This window comes from Fontisubflavum oceani, from assembly GCF_030407165.1.
GTDB classification, from domain to species: domain Bacteria; phylum Pseudomonadota; class Alphaproteobacteria; order Rhodobacterales; family Rhodobacteraceae; genus Rhodophyticola; species Rhodophyticola oceani.
The window spans coordinates 986,032-1,002,780 of sequence record NZ_CP129111.1 but is presented as its reverse complement, the minus strand read 5'-3'; the positions used below and the strand labels follow the sequence as shown (position 1 = coordinate 1,002,780).

Below are 16,749 nucleotides of genomic sequence, written 5' to 3'. Positions count from 1 at the left end.
AATTTGCAGCATTTCTGGTCCTCTGGCCCTGAACATGGTTTATGCGACCTTAGATACCGTGCCTGTCGGAGAGACCTATGTTCACCGCGACTTTGATTACGAACCCCGCGATGTATCTCGAACCCGCGCTGGTCGATAGCCTGCGCAACGCGTTTGGCGGCGGCGATATCCTTTGGTTGGCCCCTGACAAGGCGGCGGAGTTCACTCTCCCCAAACGGCCAAGAAACGAGGATCAGATCTGGATGAGCCTGCAAGCCGAGGGGGTCGATCTGGTGATCCAGCCCAGCGATCGGCGGCGGAAAAAGCTGCTTCTGGCGGATATGGATTCCACGATGATCCAACAGGAATGCGTTGACGAGTTGGCCGCCGAGGCTGGTGTCGGTGAGCGCGTCGCGGCGATCACAGCACGCGCGATGAATGGTGAGCTCGATTTCGAAGCGGCGTTGAAGGAACGCGTTGGCCTACTAAAGGGCCTCAATATCTCCGTGATAGACACTGTTTTAGCCAAACGGATCACCCATATGCCGGGCGGCGCAGCCCTTGTCGCAACGATGAAGAAACATGGGGGCCATGCCTCGCTGGTCTCTGGCGGCTTCACCGATTTCACAGCCAGGATCTGCGCCGATCTAGGCTTCGACGATCACCGCGCCAACACGCTCCTGTCTGAAAATGGCGTGTTAACGGGAGAGGTCGCCGAGCCAATCCTAGGCCGTGACGCGAAGGTCCAGGCCCTTCATGAAATCACTACACAGCTTGGCATCACACCGGCAGATGCCATCGCCGTGGGGGATGGGGCAAATGACCTCGGCATGCTGCAATTGGCGGGAACCGGTGTCGCGCTTCACGCCAAACCAGCCGTGCAGGAGCAAGCCAAGATCCGCGTCAATCACAGCGACCTGACGGCGCTGCTTTACATCCAAGGCTATAGCGCCGACGAAATCGTCGCGCCTGATTGACCTCGTTTAAGGCGGGATCGTTGCGACCATGGCATCATGGCCTCTCTAGACCAGGAGCTTGCCATGAAGACCAACGCCGTGCCGCATTATGATGACAGCATCAACACCACCGGCTGCTGCCCAAAATTCAACCCAGATGGCTGGGACGGGCAAGAGCTACGTTTCACTGACAAACCGTTCGTTCGCGCCACCACGCGCAGCCTCATGCATATACCGCTCAATGTGGGTCGGGTTTTCACCCGGGTGCAGACTCATATCGGCGGAAGCGGTGTGATCGACCCCGACAATTTCTTGATTCTGAGCCGCGACCTGTCGCCTTGGCAGGTTGAGCACCTATTCGCCACTGACAACAACGTGCCGGACGAAGAAATGACCACGCTGTCCGGCGATTTCATCACAAAGGTCTTCGAAGGGCCTTACAAACAGGCGAAAGAGTGGCACGAGCAGATGCAGAATCTGGTTCGTGCCAGTGGCAAGGAGCCGGGGCGGATTTTCTTCTTCTACACCACCTGTCCCCGCTGCGCGAAAGCCTATGGGAAGAACTACACTATCGGGGTTGCGGAGACATTGGCCGCCTGACAATTGGCGTCGCTACCGATGACGCGTCCTGGGCCAATCGCGATGCCGTCAGCCAGAATTCACATCAACGCTCGGCACGACCTCGAAACGGAGGGTCGGCCTAAGGCTGTTTCGTCCAATTTCTTGGCATGTTGGCGAGCCGTCACCACTGCGGTGCGGCTCGCCATAATGGGTTTGTGAGGTCACTCTGCCGGTACGGCAGCCTCCTCGATCCCCAAGGGGTGGACCAGCTTATCCAGCATCTCTTTCGGGCAGACTTGCAGGAAGTTCCCTTTCTCAAGATCCCAATGCTGCAGAATATCCGCCGCTTTGCAGCTGCCGGTTTGCTCGGCGTGCCGCTGAACCAAGCCCTTTAGCTGCGCTTCCCAATGATCCACCGTCACCGGGCAAGTCACCAGCGTCTCGAGGTTCATATTCACCAGCGCAGACCCATCAGGATCATAAAGATACGCCATCCCGCCGGTCATACCGGCCCCGAAATTGGCGCCAATCGACCCCAAAATCACCGCCACGCCACCGGTCATGTATTCGCAGCCGTTCGAACCGCAGCCCTCGATCACGACCTTCGCGCCCGAGTTCCGCACCCCAAACCGCTCACCAGCCCGACCAGCGGCAAAGAGATAGCCATCGGTCGCGCCGTAGAGCACGGTATTGCCGATAATCGTGTTCTCATCGGCTTTCAGCGGGCTGACCTGCGGCGGCTTCACCACCACGGTCCCGCCGCTGAGCCCTTTGGCCACGTAGTCATTGGCGTCGCCGGACACTTCCAGCTTCAACCCCGGTGCTGCAAAGGCGCCAAGCGACTGCCCGGCGGAGCCTTCCAGCTTTACCGTCAGATGATCCGGCTGGAGCGCATTGCGCATCCCAAAGGCTTGCACGATATGGCTTGAGGTCCGCGTTCCGATGGTGCGAAGCGTGTTCTGCACCGCATAAGACAGCTGCATCTTCTCGCCATCTTTCAGGAACCGCGCTGCATCTTTTACAATCTGCGCGTCCAGCGTATCGGGCACCGTGTTCCGCTCTTTGTTGCGGTCATAGACGATCTCATCGGCGCCATCGACGGTGATCAGAAGCGGGTTCAGGTCCAGATCGTCCAGATGCGCAGACCCACGGCTGACCTGCGTCAACAGATCAGCCCGCCCAATCACATCGTCCAAGGAGCGCGCGCCGATCGAGGCCAACAACTCGCGCACTTCCTGCGCGTAGAAGGTGATCAGATTCACGACCTTATCGGCATTGCCGGTGAACTTTGCCCGCAGGCTCTCATCCTGCGTGCAGACGCCCACCGGGCAGGTATTAGACTGACACTGACGCACCATGATGCAGCCCATGGAGATCAGCGCCGCGGTGCCGATCCCATATTCCTCGGCCCCCATCATCGCGGCCATGACGATGTCGCGCCCGGTGCGAAGCCCGCCATCTGTCCGAAGCGTGATCCGGTCGCGCAGCTTGTTCATCGCCAGAACCTGATGCGCCTCGGTCAGGCCCATTTCCCAGGGCAGCCCGGCATATTTGATCGAGGTTGCAGGCGACGCGCCCGTCCCGCCATTGTGGCCAGAGATCAGGATCACATCGGCCTTCGCCTTGGCCACGCCGGCGGCAATTGTGCCAACCCCGGAGGAGGCCACGAGCTTCACCGTGACCTTCGCGCGCGGATTGATCTGTTTCAGGTCATAGATTAACTGCGCCAGGTCTTCGATCGAGTAGATATCGTGATGCGGCGGCGGCGAGATCAGCGTGACCCCTTGCGTCGAATGCCGCAAACGCGCGATCAGCTCGGTCACCTTCATGCCCGGCAACTGACCGCCTTCGCCGGGCTTCGCACCCTGGGCGACCTTGATCTCAAGCTCTTCACAATGGTTCAGATATTCGGCGGTCACACCGAACCGACCAGACGCCACCTGCTTGATCTTCGCAGACGGGTTGTCGCCATTGGGCTCCGGCACGAAATGCGCCGGGTCTTCGCCGCCTTCGCCGCTGTCCGATTTCGCGCCGATCCGGTTCATCGCGACGTTCAGCGTCTTGTGCGCTTCCGGTGAAAGCGCACCGAGCGACATGCCCGGCGTCACAAACCGTTTGCGGATCGAGGTGATACTCTCGACCTCTTCGATTGGCACCGGTTTGCCCAACGGCTTAATGTCCAGCAAATCCCGCAGATGGATCGGCGGATTGTTCCGCATCGTTGCGGAATACTGCTTCCACATCTCATAGCTCGCGCGGTCACAGGCCGATTGCAGCATATGCATCGTCTGCGCTTCCCACGCGTGTTTCTCGCCCGAGCGCCGTGCCTTGTAGAATCCGCCGATGGGCAACACATCCTGCCCGCCGCGCCAGCCGCGCTTGTGAACCTCTTCGACCTTCTTTTGCAGACCAGAAACGCCAATCCCCGAAATCCGGGAAATCATGCCGGGGAAATACTCCGCCACCATCGCGCGGGAGAGGCCTACGGCTTCGAAGTTCAAGCCGCCGCGATAAGACGAGATCACCGAGATCCCCATCTTTGCCATGATCTTCAACAGACCCTGGTCAATCGCGTTGCGATAGCGCGCGACGGCTTCGGTCAACGTGCAATCCAGCAAGCCCCGATCGATCCGATCCGCCAGCGAATCCTGCGCCAGATAGGCATTTACAGTCGTCGCGCCGCAGCCGACCAGCACCGCGAAATAATGCGGGTCGATACATTCCGCCGAGCGGACGTTCAGCGAGCAGAAGGTCCGCAAGCCCTTCTGAGTGAGCCAGCTATGCACAGCAGATGTCGCGAGGATCATCGGCATCGGCACCTTGCCTTCGTTCTGGAACCGATCAGACAGAACGATATGCCCCGCACCCGAGCGCACGGCATCCTCCGCTTCTGCCCGGATCCGCTCCAGACCGGCCCGCAGCCCGCCCTGGCCAGATCCGACCGGGAAACTGCAATCGATGGCAACGACGCTATCGCCGAAATGCTCCATCATCGTCTCGAATTGCGCATTGCCCATGAACGGGCTGTCGAGCACCAGGATCTCCGTCTGAGACGAATCCTCGTCCAGCACATTCTTGAGATTCCCGAAGCGCGTCTTCAGGCTCATCACCCGGTATTCGCGAAGCGAGTCGATTGGCGGGTTGGTCACCTGGCTGAAATTCTGGCGGAAGAAGTGGCTCAGTGGCCGGTACTGCGCAGACAGCACAGCCGACGGCGTATCGTCGCCCATACTGGCCAGCGCCTCTTTCGCATCCTCGGCCATCGGTGCAAGAATGCTCTCCAGCTCCTCAATCGAATAGCCCGCCGCAATCTGTCGTTTGCGCAGTTCGGCGCCGCCGAACAGGGCCTTTTCGGTCACGCCCTCCGTCTCTTTCGCAAGATCGGTAATCTTCCCGACCCACTCGCCAAAGGGCCGTGCCGATGCAAGCGCGTCTTTGATTTCGGTGTCGTGAAACAGTCTCTGTTCGGCCATATCGACAGCAATCATCTGCCCCGGGCCGAGCGCGCCCTTCTCGACAACGCTGGCCTCGTCAATCGGCACCATCCCGGCTTCGGACCCGGCAATCATCAGCCCATCACCCGTCACCACATAGCGCATCGGGCGGAGACCATTCCGGTCCAAACCGGCGCAGACCCAGCGCCCATCGGTCATCGCCAAGGCGGCTGGCCCATCCCAAGGTTCCATCACCGAATTGCAGTAGGAATACATATCCTGCCACGCCTGGGGCAGTTCCGTCGCTGTCTGCGACCAAGCTTCGGGGACCAACATGGTCTTCGCCATCGGCGCGTTCCGCCCGGCGCGCACCAAGACCTCAAATACCGCATCCAGCGCGGCACTATCCGAGGACCCACCCGGCACGATCGGCTTAATGTCCTCGGCCATATCGCCGAAATAGCTGGAGGAGAGCCGGATTTCGTGGCTCTTCATCCAGTTCACATTGCCTTTCAGCGTGTTGATCTCGCCATTATGCGCCAGCATCCGGAACGGCTGCGCCAGCCACCATTGTGGGAAAGTGTTGGTGGAATACCGCTGGTGATAGATCGCAAAGGCGCTCTCGAACCGTTCATCTTTCAGATCGGGGTAAAATTCGGCCACGTCCTGGGCCAACATCATGCCCTTGTAGATGATCGATCGGCAGCTCAGCGAGCAAATGTAGAGCTGACCGACACCCGCGGCCGCTGCGGCTTTCTCGATACGGCGGCGGATTACATAGAGTTCGCGCTCAAACGTCTCTTCGTCGACGCCTTTGACGTTGGAGATGATGATCTGCTCAATCTCAGGGCGCGTCGCATTGGCCTTTTCGCCCAGAACGGACACATCGACCGGCACATGACGCCAGCCATAGATGTAATAGCCCATCCGCAAAACTTCGGATTCCACGATGGTCCGGCAGGTTTCTTGCGCGCCAAAATCATTGCGCGGCAGAAACACCTGCCCCACGGCCATCAGCTTCTCCATATCCGGCTCATGTCCGGTGCGTCGGACTTGGTCGTAGAAGAATTGAACCGGAATCTGCACATGGATGCCGGCACCATCGCCGGTCTTGCCATCGGCATCGACAGCCCCGCGGTGCCAGACGGCCTTTAGCGCATTGATCCCGTTTTCCACGACCTTGCGCGACGGCTTACCATCGACGGAGACGACCAGGCCCACCCCACAAGAGGAATGCTCATCCGCCTCTGAGAACATGCCGTTCTCGTCCATCCACTTGCGCTTCGCCTCTTCGGCGGCGGCCCAATTGGCATCGAACTTGGTCATGGCATATCTCCTTCGACATGGCGGTTATCCGCCTCCCACTCAGCGCGGGTCTTTGTGGCATGGGACCCAGACAGCGGCACATAGGCCGGTCGGCAATCCGTGTAGATTTCTGAGATCAGCGGAAACGCCGCCGCCTCAGGAAAAAGCGCGGGCATGAACTCGTAATCCGCCGCGTCATTGTCGCTGTCGCGCAGCCAAAGATTGCTGCCGCAGATCGGGCAAAACGCCCGCTCGGAAAACTCGGTTGAGGCGTAGCGCGCAACCTCGCCCGTGACCGTCACCGCAGGTGCCGAGCCGACAAATGCGCCCCACAACACGCCCGCCGATCTCTGACAGCGACTGCAATGGCAAGCGCCGACGGCGGCCACATAGTCCCCATCGATGGAGATCTGCACCGCGCCGCACAGGCAGGCACCCTGCAACTGGCCGCGCCGCCGATACTGATCCGCCAGGCTGCTCATCGCACGCCCTCCGTCAAGCGAACCGTTTTTCGCGCGAAAAACGGCCCGGAAAACGCGCGTTTTTCGCGCCCTTTTGCAAGCGACAAGGTCACGCCTGACCCTCCGGCCCGGCATTGACCATCTCCATCACGTCGGCTTCGGTCATGCACTTGCGGTTCCCTGCGAACGCATGGCTCGCCGGTTTCATGTCGATATAAACTTCGGTGGCAAATTCGAGGCCGTCGAAGCTGTCCAATGCGCCGGCTGAAAGGCTGAACATCCCCTGCATCGGGCCCGGCGCGGTCAAATGCCAAAACAGGCTCGAGCCACAAGTTTTGCAGAACCCGCGTTCGGCCCATTCAGACGACTGATATCGCCCGATATTCTCCTCACCAGTCCAGGTCACGCCGCCCGGTGGCACATGCAGCCCGAATTCGATCCCGCCGCTGAATTTCCGGCACATGGTACAGTGACAGGCACCATACTCCGTCGGGGCCTCAGCCAGTTCAAAGCGTACCGCGCCGCAAAGGCATCCGCCCGTCTGAGATGCGCTCATCTCGTCAGCCTCCCTGAACGTGGTTAAAATCAAACAGCCCAGACATCGTGTTGCCGCAGTCATAGAGCGGGGTCATGGTCAGAAACCCACTCTCGCCCGGCTCGGCAAATTCCATCGGGGAATAGTTGCCTTCGAATGTGCCGCCATCGGGCGTCGTGACAGTCTCTGTTCCGCCAAAAAACAACCGCCAGTCTTCGCTCACGAACTGATTGCCATTCACCCGGCGGGGGCCGAACCCGGTCTCGTATTCATAAGAAAACGATGTGATCAGAAGGGTATGCCCATCAACCACCACACGCTCACCGGTCAGCGCATCGAAGCCGACATAATCCCGCTGCTCTGTTCCGTTCGGGCCTTCTTCGACGATGCTGTAGACCATCGAGTCGGTGCCGGTCTCGAACAGATCGGTTAGACTGGCCGGGTCTTCCTCCGGTTCGACCAGGGTCGACTGCCCGCCATTGCGCAGGTCGTAGTTCCTCAACCAGCGAAATTCGCTATCGGTGTATGACAGGTAGAACGGCCCATTCTCCCTATCGCGATGCGCCAGCTGTGCCCTGCAGGGTCGGCCTCGCAAGTCCAGTGATGCGAGACGATGCAGCTCCGCGATTGCACCGTTAGAAAAGCGGTGCAGCCCGATGGGGGCGTAAACAGATTGCCTTGCTGCGCCGAAACAGGGCTCGGCATGCCGCTTAACGGCAGCAGCAAAAGCGCGGCTACGAGCGCCGCAGGTGTTTTCTCTCTGGATCTGTCTTGGTCAGCAGTCATGACCTTTACCTCTCCTCAAGCGACCCGCCGTGGCGGTAGATATGCGAGATTTATATCGGGTCTATATTACGGGATTAGGACCGTTTTCCGATTGCGCGTCACTCCGCCGCCACCGTTGCCGGAGTTGCCAGCTTAGCCAAAATCGCCTCCGCCGCCTCGCGCCCATCGCGGATGGCCCAGACGACGAGCGAGGCACCCCGAACGATGTCACCCACCGCATAAACGCCCTCAAGCGCGGTCTCATGAGTCTGGAAATTGGCTTTCACCGTGCCCCAGCGCGTGACTTCCAACTCGGGCATATCCCAAAGCGTGGGCAGGTCTTCCGGCTCAAACCCAAGCGCCATGATCACCAGATCGGCGTCTTCGACATAATCCGCGCCTTCGATGACTTCGGGGCTCTGCCGCCCCGTCGCATCCGGCTGACCCAGGCGCATTTTCTGCACCATGACGCCTTCGATGGTCTCACCTTTGAAACCCTTCGGCGCCGAGAGCCAGACAAACTCGACGCCCTCCTCTTCGGCATTGGCCACTTCCCGCTGCGAGCCGGGCATATTCGCCCGGTCGCGACGATAGAGGCATTTCACGCTGGTGGCGCCTTGCCGCACGGCGGTCCGAACGCAATCCATTGCGGTATCGCCGCCGCCAATCACAACCACACGCTTGCCTTCGGCGTTCAGTTCACCGCTGTCGAACTCCGGCACATCATCGCCAAAACTCTTGCGGTTCGAGGCCGTCAGGTAATCGAGCGCGCGCACCACCCCATCGGCCCCAACACCCGGCGCTTGCAAGTCGCGCGACTTGTAAACCCCTGTGGCAATGACAAGAAAATCATGTTTGGCTTGCAGATCGGCAAAGCTGGCCGTCTCACCGACATTACAGTTCTGCACAAATTGGACGCCGCCTTGTTCAAGCTGCTCGATCCGCTGCATGACCACTGGCTTCTCCAGTTTGAAGCCAGGGATGCCATAGGTCATCAAGCCGCCGGCGCGGTCATAGCGATCATAGACCGTGACCTGCACGCCCGCGCGGCGCAGGAAGTCGGCGGCGGCCAATCCACCTGGGCCCGCGCCAATGACGCCGACACTCTCGGGGCGTTCTGTGGTGGGCGAAATGGGCTTCACCCAACCCATCTCGAACGCCGTGTCGGTGATGTATTTCTCGACCGATCCGATGGTGACTGTGCCGTGGCCAGATTTCTCGATGACGCAATTGCCTTCGCACAAGCGATCCTGCGGGCAAATCCGACCGCAAATCTCGGGGAAGGTGTTCGTCGCTTGGCTCAGCTCATAGGCTTCCTCGAGCCGCCCTTCGGCGGTCAGGCGGAGCCAATCGGGGATGTTGTTGTGCAGCGGGCAATGCGACTGGCAATAGGGCACACCACACTGGCTACAGCGCCCGGCTTGCTCGGCGGCCTTGTCGCGTGCATATTCGCCATAAATCTCTTGGAAATCCTCTTTCCGTAGATTTGGAGGCCGCTTTTCTGGCATCTCTTTATCTAGGGTGACGAATTTCAACATAGGTTGCTTGGCCACAGGTCCCTCCGCTTCCAACACCGCTCCTATATCGCCAGCGCGGGTGGCATAAAAGACAGCACTACTTACCTATTAAAAGGTTTCTTGTAAAAATGTGGGGCTTTTCAGCCTTTTGGTCGGAAAAATAAGACAGTATAGATTACCTATTTGCAGGTTTTCCCCACGACTCCAAGGCTTTAGATTGAGATAACTGATTCGCCTCTTGGAGGGCTGATGAGCCTCTTTCACCTTCTCCTCATCGCCCTGATCCAGGGGGTCACCGAATTTCTTCCGGTTTCCTCCTCTGGGCATCTGATTCTTCTGCCGAATCTGACGGGGTTGGACGATCAAGGCCAAGTGATCGACGTCGCCGTCCATGTCGGCACCCTCGGCGCGGTCGTTCTCTATTTCTGGTCCGATGTGCGCGAGGCCGCCATCGGGTCCTTGCGCCTTCTGCGGGGAAAGATCGACACCCGCGGCGCGTTTTTGGCCCTTTGTTTGCTCATCGCGACCATCCCTGTGGTGATTTTCGGCCTGATCCTGAAACTGATGGGATGGGATGATCTGCTCCGTTCCACGGCCGTGATCGGCTGGACCATGGTGATTTTTGGCATCGTGCTCTACGCCGCCGATCAATCCGGCGGGGAGACACGCGAAGCAAAGGACTGGACGCTGAAACACGCGCTGATCATGGGGCTGTGGCAGGCCGTCGCGCTGATCCCCGGCACATCACGGTCTGGTATCACCATCACAGCCGCGCGGTTTTTGGGCTATGGCCGGGAGGGGGCCGCGCGATTGGCGATGCTGATGTCGATCCCGACCATCATCGCCTCCGGCGTCTTGCTTGGCGGAGAGGTCATCGCGACCACAGATGCGCAAGCCGCGCGGGACGGAGCCATCGCCGCGGTCTTTGCGTTCTTGGCCGCGCTCGCGGCGCTGTTTTTCATGATGCGCCTGCTGCGCAGTGTCAGCTTCACGCCCTATGTGATCTATCGTTTGATCCTCGGCGTGGTGTTGCTGGTTATCGCCTATAGCTAGGGTCTAAGCTTCTCGGCGCTTTCCTTGATCTCGGCATATTGTCCGCCGGACCGGTAGGGCCAAAGATATTCGTCCAAGACCGCCTCCATCGCGACCGGCGCAATGCCGAGAGCCTCAAATCCCGGCATGTCTGGGTCCGCCACATTGTCCCGGCGCAACTGCCGCGCCTGATCGCGGGTCAGCATGCTATTGTGGATCAGGCCCAGCGAAAGCGTTTGGATCAGGTCAAGGCCCCATCCCATCAACCCGGCAAGCCAGAACGGCATATTCAAAATCAACCGACGGCGCCGGATGACGCCCAACATCTTCCGCATCAGATCGCGGAAGCTCTCCACATCCGGGCCACCCAGCTCGTAAATCCCCGGTGCGGCTTGGCCTAGGACCGCCATTTCAGCCGCTTTGGCAACATCATCGACATAGACCGGCTGAAACTTGGTATCGGCCCCGACCACGGGCAGGATCGGCCCAAGCCGGCTCATCCCAGCGAACCGGTTAAAGAAGTCGTCTTCCGGCCCGAAGATCACCGAGGGGCGCAAAATCACCGCGTTTGGCATATGCTCCAAAACACCCGCCTCGCCTTCGGCTTTGGAGCGGGCATAGGCGCTATCGCTCTCGGCATCCGCGCCAATCGCCGAGATATGCACCATCGTCGTGATGCCCTCAGCCGCCGCCAAACGAGCGACCCGCGCTGCGCCTTCGGCCTGCACGGTTGCGAATTTGTTCCGGCCCCGTTCCGACAAAAGCCCGACGCAGTTCACCACCGCATCCGCCCCCTTCAGCGCCTGAGCGACCGACGTATCATCTCGCAGATTGGCCAAGATCGGCTCGACCTGACCGACCACACCGTAAGGACGCACAAAGAGCGCCTCATTCGGGCGACGCACCGCCACCCGAACACGCCACCCTTCTTTCGCCATGCGGCGCGCCACATAGCGGCCCACAAATCCCGAACCGCCAAAGATGGTGACGAGTTTCGACATGGCTTTCATCCTTCTGGTCCAACTTGCATGGGTTGATACGCGCCTGCCCCCTCTGGAACAAGGCGCAAATCGTCCCAAGCGGGGTTCACAATTCCACCGAACCGCGCCGCGCAGGTGGCAATGGGCGCATTGCAGGGCTACAGGTGGATCAGACGATTTTGAGGGGATCTTGGGCGTGGCCCGGTTTGGTGCATTTTTCCTGTCGATCGCATTGCTCTGCCCCGCTGCCGCGAGCGCCGAGGTCCGCATTGACGTGCCCGGTGCCTCCGATGAGGTGACCGACGCGGTGCGTGCTGCATCGCTGCTTGTGAGCACCGAGGCTGAAGACGCCGAAACCGTGCAAGATCTGGTCGCCGCCGCCCGTGCCGATTACGGGCGGTTGGTCGCCGTGATGTATGAGCGCGGGTTTTTCGGGCCAGAGATCAGCATTCGGCTGAACGGGCAGGAAGCCGCGACCCTGTCCCCCTTCTCCCCACCCGCGCAGATAACCTCTATGGAGATCCGCGTGAATCCTGGGCGCGCATTCCGGCTTGGCCGTGCAGAGATCGCGCCGTTGGCTCCTGACACCGATCTACCAGAGGGGTTTCGGAGCGGCGCGCCCGCCGGCACCCCAATTCTGCGCGAAGCCGCAGAAGCCGCCATCACCGGATGGCGCAACGACGGTCACGCCATTGCTGGCATCACCCGGCAATCCATCACCGCCCGACAGCGTGAGGGCGTGTTGGATGCGGAGATTACGGTCGCCCCCGGCCCGCTGATCCGCTTCGGCGATCTGATCCCGGAGGGGCAAGACCGGATGCGCCCCGAGCGTATTCGCGAGATTGCGGGGCTGCCGCGCGGTGAGGTGTTCAGCCCCGCCGCAGTCGAAACCTCGGAAACGCGGCTGCGGCGCACGGGCGTGTTTCGATCCGTGGCATTGGAGGAGCGCCCTCCCGGCGCCGACGACACCATGGATATCGGTGCCACTGTGGTCGAGGCTCCGCTCAGACGGTTCGGGTTCGGTGCCGAACTGTCCTCCACCGATGGCGCGGCGCTCAGCACGTATTGGCTGCATCGCAATCTCTTTGGCGGCGCGGAACGGCTCCGCTTCGACGCGGAGATCAGCGGGATCGGCGGTGACACAGGTGGTGCGGATTGGGAGTTGGGCGGTGCCTTCTCACGCCCAGCCACGATCAACGCAGACACGACACTGGTGTTCGATGTCACCCTGGCGGGCCTGGATGAGCCAAGTTTCGAAGAAACCCTCTTTGAGATCACCGGCGGCTTCGAGCGGATTTTCTCCGATACGCTGGCCGGTGAAATCGGATTGGGCCTGCGATATTCGGATATCACCGATGCGTTCGGCACCCGCGATGTGACGCTCTTAACCCTGCCGCTCGGCCTAACATTCGACAATCGCGACGATCCGCTTGATGCCCGAGAGGGGTATTTTGCCGAACTGGAGCTGACACCTTTTGCCGTTCTCGACGGTAGTGGCGGTGGCGGCGGTCTTCGCGCCACTTTGGACGCGCGCGGATATCTGGCTCTTGGGCAGAGCGACCGGCACCGATTGGCCGGGCGGCTGCAATTGGGCACTGCTGAGGGCGGCGATTTCACCGATCTCCCGCCTGAGTTTCTGTTTTTCTCCGGCGGCGGCGACACTGTGCGCGGGCAGCCGTATCAGTCTTTGGGTGCTTTGCAGGGTGGACAGGTCGCAGGTGGGCGCGGATTTCTGGGCCTGTCGGCCGAATATCGGGCCGATATCACCGACACCTACGGGCTCGTCGCCTTTGTCGATGGTGGATATATCTCGGCGGAGGCCCTTTGGGACGATGGCGGCGATTGGCAGACGGGCGCGGGCCTCGGTCTCCGTTACAACACGGCGCTGGGACCGATCCGGGTCGATCTGGCCACACCAGTTAGTGGCGATGATGCGGGGCAGAGCCTGCAACTTTATATCGGCATCGGACACGCGTTTTGAGATGGCTTTGCCTCATAACCTGCTTGCTGCTTACCCCTCTGATGGCCGCGGCCCAAGAGGATGACCGGGGCCGATTGGTCCAGCTTCTGGAAGAAGCACTGTCGGATCAGGCGGCGCGGCAAGTCAGGATCGATGGGTTTCGCGGCGCGCTGAGCGCGCAAGCCTCCCTCGACCGGCTGACCATTGCCGATGAAGAGGGGGTCTGGCTGACGCTCGAAGACGTCACACTTGATTGGAACCGCCGCGCGCTGTTTTCCCGGGCGCTGGAGGTCACGGCGTTGACGGCCGGGCGATTGGAGCTTGCGCGTCTGCCGCAGACCGAAAACGGTTTGCCCGCCGCCGAAGCGCAACCCTTCAGCTTGCCGGAATTGCCGCTCAGCATCCGCATCGACCAGACCGCGATTGATCGGGTTGAGATCGGTGAGCCTGTTTTTGGCCAAGCCCTCACCTTTTCCATCATTGGCGCGGCGGAACTCGCCGGTGGCGAAGGGAATGCTGAGTTGCAGCTTGACCGGCTTGACGGACCGCAGGGGCAGTTCCGCCTAATCGGCAGCTTCGAAAACCAGAGCCGGGTCGCGGCGATTGATCTTCTGTTTGAGGAAGAGGCCAGGGGGCTGGCCGCGACTCTCCTGGACATTCCGGGCGAGCCCTCCGTCCGTCTTACCGTCGACGGGCAAGGGCCGCTAACTGCGTTTGCGGCTGATTTCGCCTTGGAAACCGATGCCACGCCGCGTCTAATCGGCGGATTGCAAATCTCTCAATCCGAAGAGGGTGATCAAACCGTCGCGCTGGATATGTCTGGCGATGTGACGGCGATTGTCCTGCCCGAATATCGCGAGTTCTTCGGCCCCGATATCTCCCTGGTGGCCAATGTGACCCAAGATGCCTCAGGCATTCTGACCGCCGATCCGATGCGGCTTACGGCAGCAGCGATGAACCTCGAGGGCCGTTTGGTTCTGAATGCCGAGCGTCAACCAGAGAGTTTCGCGTTAACCGGCGCGATTGATCCGGCGGGCCAAGAGGAGGATCGCGTTGTTCTGCCAATCTCGGGCGGCGATCTCTCCGTGGCCACAGCCGCGCTCGACATCGGTTATGATCGGACCGCCGGAAACACATGGCGCGGCGAATTTGAGCTTCGCGATCTGATTTCCGGCGGATTTTCCGCGTCGGGCACGGTTTTGAACCTAACCGGTGAAATCACCGAGGCTGCGCAAGGGTTGGCCGCGATCACCGCAGAGGTCGCGGCAACGACGACGGGGCTCTCCCATACCGACCCAGACCTGGCGACAGCTTTGGGAGACAGTGTGGCGCTGGACACCCTGATCAGATGGGAAGATACGCGCGGGCTAACCCTGTCCGACCTGCGTCTGACGGCGGGGGACATGGCCTTGGAGGGCGAGATGACGGCCGACTTGGCCGATGCGCAACTTGGCCTCGACTATGCATTGCAAGCCGAAATCGGTGATCTTACCCGGTTCGCGCCGCTGGCCGGGGATGGGCTGGCAGGCGCTGCGAGTCTATCTGTTGACGGCACGGCAGAGGCTCTATCCGGCAGTTTTGACACCAATTTGGCGGGGCAAACCCGCGACCTGCGCCTAACCCCCGACCTGCCGCCGCAGCTTTTTGCAGGGGCCACGGATCTGACGGCGCGGCTGCGGCGGGACGAAACCGGCGTGACTCTCGAGGATGTTTCCTTGACTGGTCAGGAAGTGACCCTGGAGGGCAGCGGGCGGCTGAGCAGCACGGAAAGTGAATTGCTCTATCGGGCGCGCCTCGGAATATCAGCCTCTTCACCTCCGCCCTTTCTGGCCAAGTCGATTTGCGCGGGGGCCTGATCCGCACGGGCGACGGACCTTGGACCACCCAAACCCGGTTGGATGGCCCGGGCGGCACCACTTTGGTTTTGCTGGGGGAGGTTGGATTACCGGACGGAGCCGTCGATCTCGGCCTGACTGGGCGGGCACCGCTCCCTCTGGCGGATCGCTTCATTGCACCACGCACGGTCCGCGGCGATTTGGCGATGGACCTGCGGCTGAGCGGGGCAGCAGACTTGCGGAACCTTTCTGGCGAGCTGACAACGGCGGGTGCCCGGGTTGCCGCCCCAACGATTGGTGTCAGCCTCACGGATGTGACCACAAATGCAGCGATTTCTGGCGGCAGCGTTCGGCTGACCACAACGGCGGCGCTCTCCACCGGCGGACAAATCTCGGCCAACGGGTCTGTCGCCTTCACCGGTCGCACGCTGCCAGCGCAGTTTGACATCGCACTGGATGATCTCCGGCTAATCGATCCGGAGCTCTTTGAGGCAACCGTCCCCCAAGCGCGCCTCACCTATTCCGGCGACCTGACCGGGGCCGGACGGCTCGCTGGCGAAGTGTTGATTGGGGAGACGGAGATTCGCGTTCCTGAATCGTCGCTTGGCACGACCGAACCGATCCCCGAGATCACGCATGTTGGAGAATCAGCTGCCCAGCGTCAGACCCGCGCTTTTGCCGGGTTGTTGAGAGACACATCGGGCAACGGCAACGCGAATGTCGCGCTGGATCTGACCATCTCCGCACCGGGCCGCATCTTCCTTCGGGGGCGCGGCTTGGACGCCGAACTGGGCGGGACTTTGCGCGTGCGCGGAACCGCCGCCAACGCGCAGCCGGAGGGTCAGTTTGACCTGATCCGCGGGCGGCTTGGCATTTTGGGCCAGCGGCTCGATCTGGTTGAAGGCAGCGCCACCCTGAGCGGCAGTTTCGATCCGTTCATCCGGCTTGTCGCGCAAAGCCGGTCTGGACAATACCTGATCCGGATCATCTTGGAGGGTCTGGCATCCGCCCCAGAGGTGCGTTTCACCTCTGAGCCGGAACTGCCGGAGGATGAGGTTCTTGCGCAGTTCTTCTTTGGCCGCAGTGTCTCGAGCCTCTCTGCGGTGCAAGCCCTGCAACTCGCCGATGCCGTGTCGGGTCTCGCGGGCGGGGGCACAGGCGGCGGCATCTTTGCCAGCCTGCGCGAAAATCTGGGCCTCGACGATCTGGACATTCAAACCACCGAGGATGGGAATGCCGCGCTGAGGGCCGGGCGCTATATCTCTGACAATATCTACACGGATGTGACGGTTGGCTCTGATGATGGCGCAACGGTGAACCTGAATATCGATCTGACACCCAACGTCACCGCGCGCGGGAGTTTCGGTGCCGATGGCGATAGCAGCCTCGGCGTGTTTTTCGAGCGGGATTACTGAACCCGACAGCGCAT

At 60.9% G+C, this 16,749-nt stretch carries 12 protein-coding genes; 6 read left to right on the top strand and 6 right to left on the bottom strand.

All coding sequences use genetic code 11. The features are described 5' to 3' along the window. Window positions 1-77 precede the first annotated feature (77 nt). Together serB and QTA57_RS05080 are read left to right on the top strand one after the other, a co-directional pair. Complete coding sequence (gene serB / locus QTA57_RS05085; RefSeq protein WP_290153984.1) at window positions 78-956, top strand: phosphoserine phosphatase SerB; 879 nt, start codon at window positions 78-80, stop codon at window positions 954-956. 63 nt (window positions 957-1,019) lie between these two features. Then, entirely contained in the window at window positions 1,020-1,535 is a 516-nt protein-coding gene (locus tag QTA57_RS05080) for a hydrolase (protein ID WP_290153983.1), read from the top strand. Window positions 1,536-1,717: 182 nt separating this feature from the next. Here QTA57_RS05080 and gltB read toward each other — a convergent pair whose 3' ends face one another. The 5 genes from gltB to QTA57_RS05055 all read right to left on the bottom strand — a co-directional run bounded on the left by gltB (window position 1,718) and on the right by QTA57_RS05055 (window position 9,549). Then, window positions 1,718-6,256: a glutamate synthase large subunit gene (gltB, locus tag QTA57_RS05075; RefSeq protein ID WP_290153982.1), complete on the bottom strand. Its 4,539-nt coding sequence runs from the start codon at window positions 6,254-6,256 to the stop codon at window positions 1,718-1,720. Beyond that, window positions 6,253-6,717, bottom strand: coding sequence for a GFA family protein (locus QTA57_RS05070; RefSeq protein WP_290153981.1), 465 nt, complete (start codon window positions 6,715-6,717; stop codon window positions 6,253-6,255). The genes gltB and QTA57_RS05070 overlap by 4 nt, the downstream gene beginning before the upstream one ends. Before the next feature lie 88 nt (window positions 6,718-6,805). Beyond that, window positions 6,806-7,252: a GFA family protein gene (locus QTA57_RS05065; protein ID WP_290153980.1), complete on the bottom strand. Its 447-nt coding sequence runs from the start codon at window positions 7,250-7,252 to the stop codon at window positions 6,806-6,808. A gap of 4 nt (window positions 7,253-7,256) precedes the next feature. Next, window positions 7,257-7,733, bottom strand: a complete 477-nt coding sequence (locus QTA57_RS05060; protein WP_290153979.1) for a hypothetical protein — start codon at window positions 7,731-7,733, stop codon at window positions 7,257-7,259. A gap of 382 nt (window positions 7,734-8,115) precedes the next feature. Then, complete coding sequence (locus QTA57_RS05055) at window positions 8,116-9,549, bottom strand: NAD(P)-dependent oxidoreductase (RefSeq protein WP_290153978.1); 1,434 nt, start codon at window positions 9,547-9,549, stop codon at window positions 8,116-8,118. A 213-nt stretch (window positions 9,550-9,762) separates the two neighbouring features. On the opposite strand from QTA57_RS05055, the gene QTA57_RS05050 reads away from it, so the two are divergent. After that, window positions 9,763-10,566 (top strand): undecaprenyl-diphosphate phosphatase, encoded by an 804-nt coding sequence (locus QTA57_RS05050; RefSeq protein WP_290153977.1) that lies wholly within the window; start codon window positions 9,763-9,765, stop codon window positions 10,564-10,566. Here the strand turns inward: QTA57_RS05050 and QTA57_RS05045 are convergent. After that, window positions 10,563-11,546, bottom strand: coding sequence for a complex I NDUFA9 subunit family protein (locus tag QTA57_RS05045; protein WP_290153976.1), 984 nt, complete (start codon window positions 11,544-11,546; stop codon window positions 10,563-10,565). The two genes, QTA57_RS05050 and QTA57_RS05045, sit on opposite strands and share 4 nt — an antisense overlap. A 175-nt stretch (window positions 11,547-11,721) precedes the next feature. Here QTA57_RS05045 and QTA57_RS05040 point away from each other — a divergent pair, with 175 nt between their 5' ends. From QTA57_RS05040 to QTA57_RS05030, 3 genes are read left to right on the top strand one after another with little or no spacing between them, the layout of a single operon-like run. After that, window positions 11,722-13,506: an autotransporter assembly complex protein TamA gene (locus tag QTA57_RS05040; RefSeq protein WP_290153975.1), complete on the top strand. Its 1,785-nt coding sequence runs from the start codon at window positions 11,722-11,724 to the stop codon at window positions 13,504-13,506. Between the two features lie 23 nt (window positions 13,507-13,529). Then, window positions 13,530-15,341, top strand: a complete 1,812-nt coding sequence (locus tag QTA57_RS05035) for a translocation/assembly module TamB domain-containing protein (protein ID WP_290153974.1) — start codon at window positions 13,530-13,532, stop codon at window positions 15,339-15,341. Further along, window positions 15,326-16,735 (top strand): translocation/assembly module TamB domain-containing protein, encoded by a 1,410-nt coding sequence (locus QTA57_RS05030; RefSeq protein ID WP_290153973.1) that lies wholly within the window; start codon window positions 15,326-15,328, stop codon window positions 16,733-16,735. The genes QTA57_RS05035 and QTA57_RS05030 overlap by 16 nt, the downstream gene beginning before the upstream one ends. The last annotated feature ends 14 nt before the right edge of the window (window positions 16,736-16,749 follow it).